Raw genomic sequence first — 6,744 nt, 5'->3', positions numbered from 1 at the left:
GCCGGGGAGATCAACAATTCCCGCTGAGCTGCATCTCGGCGGACCGAGGGGTGCGAACCCGCAGCGCGATCGATCCGGACGGACGCTGAACCGTCCACGGAGCAGCGCCGCGGGCCCGGCGAGCGACGCGACCGGCGAGCGCCGCGGCCGGAGGGCGCCCGCCGGCACGATGACGACGAGGCGGGCGGGGAACCCGGCCACGCGACCCTGCCGGGACCGGGCACACTCGGACGCATGCGACGCACAACGCTCTCCCGGACATTGCTCGGGCTCCTCGCCGCACTGGCACTCGTGTCCACCACCGCGGCGTCCTGCGGCGGGGCCGAGGCGCCCGCACCGACCCAGCAGGAGCAGCAGCAGGGCGGCGACGGCGACGACGACGGCGACGACAACGACGGAAGCAACGGGGACGGCGACGACCAGGACGGCGCCGGCGGCGGGGACGACGACGGCGACGACGGCTGATCGGCCGCGGCAGGCCGGAGGCCCGGCACACCGACGCCGGGCGCACCGCCCGCCTGCCCGCCGGCTGCTCGACGCACCGGCGCTCGGCGCACCGGCCGCCCGGCACACGGAGGTCTGGCACACCGACGCCGGGCGCACCGCCCGCCTGCCCGCCGGCTGCTCGACGCACCGGCGCTAGACGCACCGGCGCTCGGCGCACCGGCCGCCCGGCACACGGAGGTCTGGCACACCGACGCCGGGCGCACCGCCCACCTGCCCGCCGGCTGCTCGACGCACCGGCGCTCGGCGCACCGGCCGCCCAGCACACGGAGGTCCGGCACACCGACGCCGGGCGCACCGGCAGCCCGCCGGCTGCTCGAAGCACCGGCGCTCGAAGCACCCGCCGCCCGGCTCACCGAGGTCCGGCTCACCGAGGTCAGGCACACCGAGGTCAGGCACACCGAGGTCAGGCACGCCGAGGTCAGGCACACCGAGGTCAGGCACGCCGAGGTCCGACACACCCGCCCCCGACACACCGAAGGCCCGGCACCCACCAGGTGCCGGGCCTCCGGGCCGTCCTCAGCCCTTGACGGCGTGCACGATGCCCCAGGTGAGCTTCCCGGCGTTGCCGCCGTCCACCCAGTGCTGCAGGCCCGCCTTCATGTTGGCGATGTAGCTCTCCGAGATGGTCCCGGCCAGCTCCGGCTCGCGGGCGACCAGCTCCTCACGGACCCGCCGGTAGTGCGTCGGCAGCTGCGCGGCGTGGTCGTGGAAGGTCACCGCGGACGCGCCGCGCGCCGTCAGGCCGTCGGTGTAGAAGCCGGGCGTGGCCATCGTCGAGAGCTGGATCCGGTCCAGGATCGGCTGGATCGACGACTGGTCGAGCCCGTCCACGGCCATCGGGTCGGTGAACACGACCTGCCCGCCCGGGCGGAGCACCCGGACGACCTCGTCGAGCACCCGGCCGCGGTCGCCGGAGTGCAGGAACGCGTCCTGCGACCAGACGACGTCGACCGATCCATCCTCGACCGGCACGTCCTCGAAGGTGCCGGTCGCGACGGTCACCAGCCCCTCGAGACCTTGCTCCTTGGTGAGGCGGACGTTGCGGTCGTTCTCCACCGGGGACAGGTTCAGGCAGTGCACGCTCGCCCCGAACCGCGCGGCGAGCTGGCGGGCGGCGCCGCCGTAGCCCGATCCGAGGTCGAGGATCCGGGTCCCGGACGCGACACCGGCGACCTCCGCCATCCGGGCCACCGTGCGGCGGCTGGCGGCGGCGATCTCCTCGTCCGCGGTCTCGTAGAGGCCGACGTGGATGTCCTCGCCGCCCCAGACCAGGGAGTAGAAGTTGTCGGCGTCGGCGGAGTCGTAGTAGCTGCGGGCCGTGTCCTCGGCCGTCCGGGCCTGCGTCACGGGTTCTCCACCTCCGACTCCAGGTAGGCCTTCTCCGCGATGTGCACGAAGAAGTCCGGCTCGTCGTCGGAGTAGCTGGACTGGAAGTCGCCGTAGGTCTCGATCTTCTGGAACCCGACCTCGTGCATCAGCCGCCGCGTGTAGTCCTTGCGCAGCGGGAACATGTTGAGGTGGTACTCGGAGCCGTCGGAGAACTGGTACCGGAACCGGGCCAGGCCGTCGTCGACGTGCTCCGGCTCGGCGACGACGCCGTCCCCGCAGTAGTAGTACTGGTGCTTCGACGAGAACCCGTTGTCCAGGATCGCGTCGTAGTTGCGCTGGTCCAGGATCAGCACGCCGTCGTGCTTGAGCATGGCGTAGAACTCGGCGAGCGCCTTGCGCCGGTCCTTCTCCGAGAACAGGTGGGTGAAGGAGTTGCCGAGGCAGATGATGGCGTCGTACTCGCCGTGCACGTCGCGGTTCAGCCAGCGCCAGTCGGCCTGCACGACGCGCAGGATGTGCCCGCCGAACTTCATGCCGTTGTCGAACGCCTTCGCCAGCATCTCCGCGCTGCCGTCGGCGGACACGACCGTCTCGAAGCCCTCCTCCAGCAGCCGCACCGAGTGGAAACCGGTCCCCGTCGCGACGTCGAGCACGCTGCGCACGCCGCGCTGGCGCAGCTGCTCGACGAAGAACTTGCCCTCGCTCTCGTAGCGGGCACGCCAGTCGATCAGCTCGTCCCACTTGTCGACGAACGTCTGCACGTACTCGTGCTTGTAGTGGGTGGACTCCCGGACCTCGGTCGGGGAGTCTCCGAACTCCTGGACGGTCCTTCCGAGCTCGGGCAGCTCGCTGTCGGTACGGTGGTCGGCCGTCATGTACCGCGTCTCCTCGACAAGTCTTCGGGTGCTGCGGGTCGGCTCGACGGTAGATCGGACAGCAGCACCCTGTCCGGATCGCCGCGAGGGGTCTGGATCGGGCCGCGACGTTGTGTTATACGCAACGAACCTGTGACGACCAGTGGTTTCGGCCACATTTCGTCGGTGTGGCGAGGGTGGTCACATGTCCGCTCTGCGGGCGGTCCCACCAGTGACGGGAACGGACGGCGGCGGCCCGGGTCATCGGCCCCGATCCGAGGGGGTCGCGGTGACGACGCGCACCGCGACACGCCGTGACCGTTCCGCCCGGCGCAACGCAAACCGAATCTGTGACCTCCGACACTGCATGGATTCCAGGTTCACCCGTTCGCGCCAACGACGCCACTCCACGGGACGTCGAGAGAGCGGCCGCGTTCGATGAGAGTGCAGCCCCCGCCCGGCGGGGTCGCACGGACCGGTGACGCGCCGGTCCGGACGTGCGGCCGGAGCGCCGTCCCGCCCGGGCGACCTGCGGCGACACCGCGGGCGCACTACCGTCTCCGGCATGGCTGGCGACGACGGTTCCGGTGAGTTCGTACGCGAGCCGCTCGGCGTGGCCGAGCGGATCACCGCCGACGGGTCGTCGCCGTGGCCGGTCGAGGCCGGCCGCTACCGGCTGATCGGCGCCCGGGCCTGCCCCTGGGCGAACCGGGTGATCATCACCCGGCGGCTGCTGGGCCTGGAGGACGCCATCTCGCTCGGCATCGCGGGCCCGCTGCACGACGAGCGCAGCTGGCGGTTCCATCTCGATCCCGGCGACGTCGATCCGGTGCTCGGCATCGAGTACCTGCGCGAGGCCTACGAGAAGGCGATCCCCGGCTACGACGCCGGCGTCACCGTCCCGGCGATGGTCGAGGTGTCGTCGGGGAAAGTCGTCACCAACGAGTACGCGGCGCTCGAGCGCGACCTGTCCACCCAGTGGCGGGAGCTGCACCGGGCCGGCGCACCGGACCTGTGGCCGGATCCGGACGCGATCGAGCGGATCGGCGAGGGGATCTTCCACGACGTCAACAACGGCGTCTACAAGTGCGGTTTCGCCTCGTCGCAGGCCGCCTACGAGCGCGCCTTCCGGGCGCTGTGGGCGCGGTTGGACGAGCTGTCCGAGCACCTGGCGACCCGCCGCTACCTGGTCGGCGACACCATCACCCAGGCCGACGTGCGGCTGTGGGTGACCCTGGTCCGGTTCGACGCCGCCTACCACGGCCACTTCAAGTGCAACCGGCACAAGCTCACCGAGCTGCCGGTGCTGTGGGCCTACGCCCGGGACCTGTTCACGACGCCCGGGTTCGGCGACACGATCGACGTCGACCAGATCAAGCAGCACTACTACGGCGTGCACACCTCGATCAACCCGACCGGCGTGGTGCCGCTCGGGCCGGACACCGCGGACTGGCTGATCCCGCACGGCCGCGAGGAGCTCGGCGGGCGCCCGTTCGGCGACGGCACCCCGCCCGGCCCGCCGCCGCCCGGCGAGCGGGTGCCGGACATCGCCTGACCGCGCCACCCGACCGCGCCACCCGTCGGCGCCACCCGTCGGCGCCATCCCGGCGGCGCCACCCGACGGCGCCACCCGTCCGTGCCGCCGTGGGTGCCGGGACGCCGCCCGTCGGCGGCTGTCACGATGGACCGTGATGCGAGGACGGAACCACCCGGTCACCGGGTCCCGCCGGCGCCGCGGCGCCGGCCTGCTGACCGCGGCCGTCGCCGGCGCGCTGGTCGCCGGGACGGTGACCGTCGTCGTCGGCACGCCCGCACTGACCACGAACCACAGCGCCGCGCCGCAGGCGGCGCCCGCGAGCAGCGGGCAGGCCGCGCCGGAGGCGATCGACACCTGCGCCCCGATGGTGGCGGCGCTGTCGCCGCGCGACCGGCTGGCGCAGCGGCTGATGGTCGGCGTCGACGCCGACGATCCCGAGGGTGCCGTGACGATCGTGCGGGACTCGCAGGTCGGCGGGGTGTTCCTCGGCGGCAACGGCACCGCCCTGCTGCAGGACGACCGGCTGGCCGCCCTGCAGGAGGCGTCGGACACCGCGCTGGCGGTCGCCGTCGACGAGGAGGGCGGCCGGGTCCAGCGGATCGACGAGCTCGACGGCGACATCCCGAGCGCCCGCGAGATGGCCGCCACCCGCACCCCCGAGGAGGTCACCGCGATCGCCCGCGAACGCGCCGGGCAACTGAAGGCCCGCGGTGTCACCTGGAACCTGGCACCCACGGTGGACGTGTCCGACCAGCCGCGGACGTCGGTGATCGGCGACCGCGCCTTCGCCGCCGATCCGGAGACCGTCACCCGCTACGCGAGCGCCTGGGCCCAGGGCCAGCAGGAGGCCGGCGTGTTCGGCGTCCTCAAGCACTTCCCCGGGCACGGCAGCAGCTCCGGCGACTCGCACGAGGGCTCGGTGAGCACCCCGCCGCTGGAGCAGCTGCAGCGCAGCGACCTGCTGCCCTACGGGGCGCTGGTCGGGCCCGGCCGGCCGCTGGACGGGCAGGTCGGGGTGATGCTCGGGCACCTCGACGTCCCCGGGCTCACCACCGACGTCCCGACCAGCGTGGAGCCCGCCGCCTACCGGCTGCTGCGCGAGCAGTACCGGTTCGACGGCGTCGTGATGTCCGACGACCTGGGTGCGATGAAGGCGATCACCGACCGGTTCGGGCTGGCCGAGTCGACCACGCTGGCGCTGGCCGCCGGCACGGACATCGCGCTGTTCTCCAACGTCACTCCGGTCGGCCCGCTGCTCGACGCCGCCGAACGGGCGCTCGCCGACGGCCGGATCACCTCGGAGGCGAACGACGCCGCCGTCGCCCGGGTGCTGGAGTCGAAGGGGCTCTGCACCCGCGGCTGAGCCGGGCCGCCCGGTTCAGCCGGCGAAGAACGCCCGGATGTCGGCGGCCAGCTCGGCCGGCCGCTCCAGGGCGGCGTAGTGCCCGCCCTGGTCGAAGGTCGACCAGTGCTCGATCCGGGAGTTGTCCCGCTCGGCGAACACCCGCACCGTCCGGAAGTCCGACGCGAACACGGCGACCCCGGTCCGCGCGTGGTTGACCCGGTCCGCGGCGCCCGCCCGGGCGTCCTCGAGGTAGAGCCGGGCCGCGGACGCCGCGGTGTTCGTCAGCCAGTACAGCGACACCTGGGTGAGCAGCTGGTCGAGGGTCACCAGCGCGGTGCCGTTGCCGAACGAGACGAACAGCTCCGAGTAGGCGAGCTGGGCGGCCGGGGAGTCGGCCAGCGCGGCGCCGATGGTCTGCGGGCGGGCGGCGTTCATCGCGTTGTAGCCGGCGACCGAGCCGAACCACTCCATGAACTCCAGGGCGGCGTGGTCGTCCGGGCCGAGCCGCTCGAACTCGGCCGGGTCGCCGGACGGGAACGAGAACAGCTGCAGCACGTGCAGCCCGCGGAACCCGGGCGGGTCGAGCAGGCCGAGCTCGCGGGCGATCAGCGCGCCGGCGTCGCTGCCGTGCACCCCGTACGACTCGTAGCCGAGGTCGCGCATCAGGGTGTCGACGGTCCGCGCCACCCGGGCGGAGGTCCAGCCGCCCGCGGCGAGCGGGGTGCTGAAGCCGAACCCGGGCAGCGAGGGCACCACCACCGAGCAGGCGTCGGCGGCGTCCCCGCCGTGCGCGGCCGGATCGGTGAGCGGGCCGATCAGGTCCAGGAACTCGGTGAACGAACCCGGCCAGCTGTGCAGCAGCAGCACCGGTGTCGCCCCCTCGACGGCGGAGGGGACGTGCAGGTAGTGGATCGGCTGGCCGTCGATCTCGGTGAGGTACTGCGGGAACGCGTTCATCCGCTTCTCCTGGGCGCGCCAGTCGAACTGCTCGCGCCAGTAGCCGACGGTCTCGGCCAGCCAGCCGTTCGGGGTGCCGTAGGTCCAGTCGTCGCCGGGCGCGGGCCGGGGGAGCCGGGTGCGGGCCAGGCGGTCGGCGAGGTCGTCGAGATCGGACTGCGGGATCTGCACGGTGAAGGGCGTCATGGGAGCTACCCTGCACCCCGATCAGGCAC

Annotated in this window: 6 protein-coding genes; 3 read left to right on the top strand and 3 right to left on the bottom strand. The window is 73.0% G+C overall.

Annotated elements, in window-relative coordinates:
- The first annotated feature begins 234 nt into the window (after nucleotides 1–234).
- A complete protein-coding gene (locus ABD160_RS22455) occupies nucleotides 235–465 on the top strand; it encodes a hypothetical protein (RefSeq protein ID WP_344025652.1) in 231 nt (76 codons plus the stop codon).
- Between the two features lie 558 nt (nucleotides 466–1,023).
- Here the strand turns inward: ABD160_RS22455 and ABD160_RS33460 are convergent.
- Nucleotides 1,024–1,854, bottom strand: a complete 831-nt coding sequence (locus ABD160_RS33460; protein WP_344025650.1) for a methyltransferase domain-containing protein — start codon at nucleotides 1,852–1,854, stop codon at nucleotides 1,024–1,026.
- Nucleotides 1,851–2,711, bottom strand: coding sequence for a glycine/sarcosine N-methyltransferase (locus ABD160_RS33455; protein WP_344025648.1), 861 nt, complete (start codon nucleotides 2,709–2,711; stop codon nucleotides 1,851–1,853). The genes ABD160_RS33460 and ABD160_RS33455 overlap by 4 nt, the downstream gene beginning before the upstream one ends.
- Nucleotides 2,712–3,255: 544 nt before the next feature.
- On the opposite strand from ABD160_RS33455, the gene ABD160_RS22440 reads away from it, so the two are divergent.
- Together ABD160_RS22440 and ABD160_RS22435 are read left to right on the top strand one after the other, a co-directional pair.
- Nucleotides 3,256–4,245, top strand: coding sequence for a glutathione S-transferase family protein (locus ABD160_RS22440; protein WP_344025646.1), 990 nt, complete (start codon nucleotides 3,256–3,258; stop codon nucleotides 4,243–4,245).
- A gap of 136 nt (nucleotides 4,246–4,381) precedes the next feature.
- Entirely contained in the window at nucleotides 4,382–5,590 is a 1,209-nt protein-coding gene (locus tag ABD160_RS22435) for a glycoside hydrolase family 3 N-terminal domain-containing protein (RefSeq protein ID WP_344025644.1), read from the top strand.
- 15 nt (nucleotides 5,591–5,605) lie between these two features.
- On the opposite strand, the gene ABD160_RS22430 is transcribed toward ABD160_RS22435, so the two are convergent.
- Nucleotides 5,606–6,715, bottom strand: coding sequence for an epoxide hydrolase family protein (locus ABD160_RS22430; RefSeq protein WP_344025642.1), 1,110 nt, complete (start codon nucleotides 6,713–6,715; stop codon nucleotides 5,606–5,608).
- Nucleotides 6,716–6,744 lie beyond the last annotated feature (29 nt).

Source organism: Pseudonocardia kongjuensis (assembly GCF_039526905.1).
In the GTDB taxonomy this organism is placed as follows: domain Bacteria; phylum Actinomycetota; class Actinomycetes; order Mycobacteriales; family Pseudonocardiaceae; genus Pseudonocardia; species Pseudonocardia kongjuensis.
This window is presented reverse-complemented; position numbering and strand designations above follow the sequence as displayed.

What these genes read in the sequence shown, in the direction of transcription:
- ABD160_RS22455 (WP_344025652.1), top strand. Translation starts at nt 235, where the DNA reads ATGCGACGCACAACGCTCTCCCGGACATTGCTCGGGCTCCTCGCCGCA.
- ABD160_RS22440 (WP_344025646.1), top strand. Translation starts at nt 3,256, where the DNA reads ATGGCTGGCGACGACGGTTCCGGTGAGTTCGTACGCGAGCCGCTCGGC.
- ABD160_RS22430 (WP_344025642.1), bottom strand. Translation starts at nt 6,715, where the DNA reads ATGACGCCCTTCACCGTGCAGATCCCGCAGTCCGATCTCGACGACCTC.
- ABD160_RS33455 (WP_344025648.1), bottom strand. Translation starts at nt 2,711, where the DNA reads ATGACGGCCGACCACCGTACCGACAGCGAGCTGCCCGAGCTCGGAAGG.
- ABD160_RS22435 (WP_344025644.1), top strand. Translation starts at nt 4,382, where the DNA reads ATGCGAGGACGGAACCACCCGGTCACCGGGTCCCGCCGGCGCCGCGGC.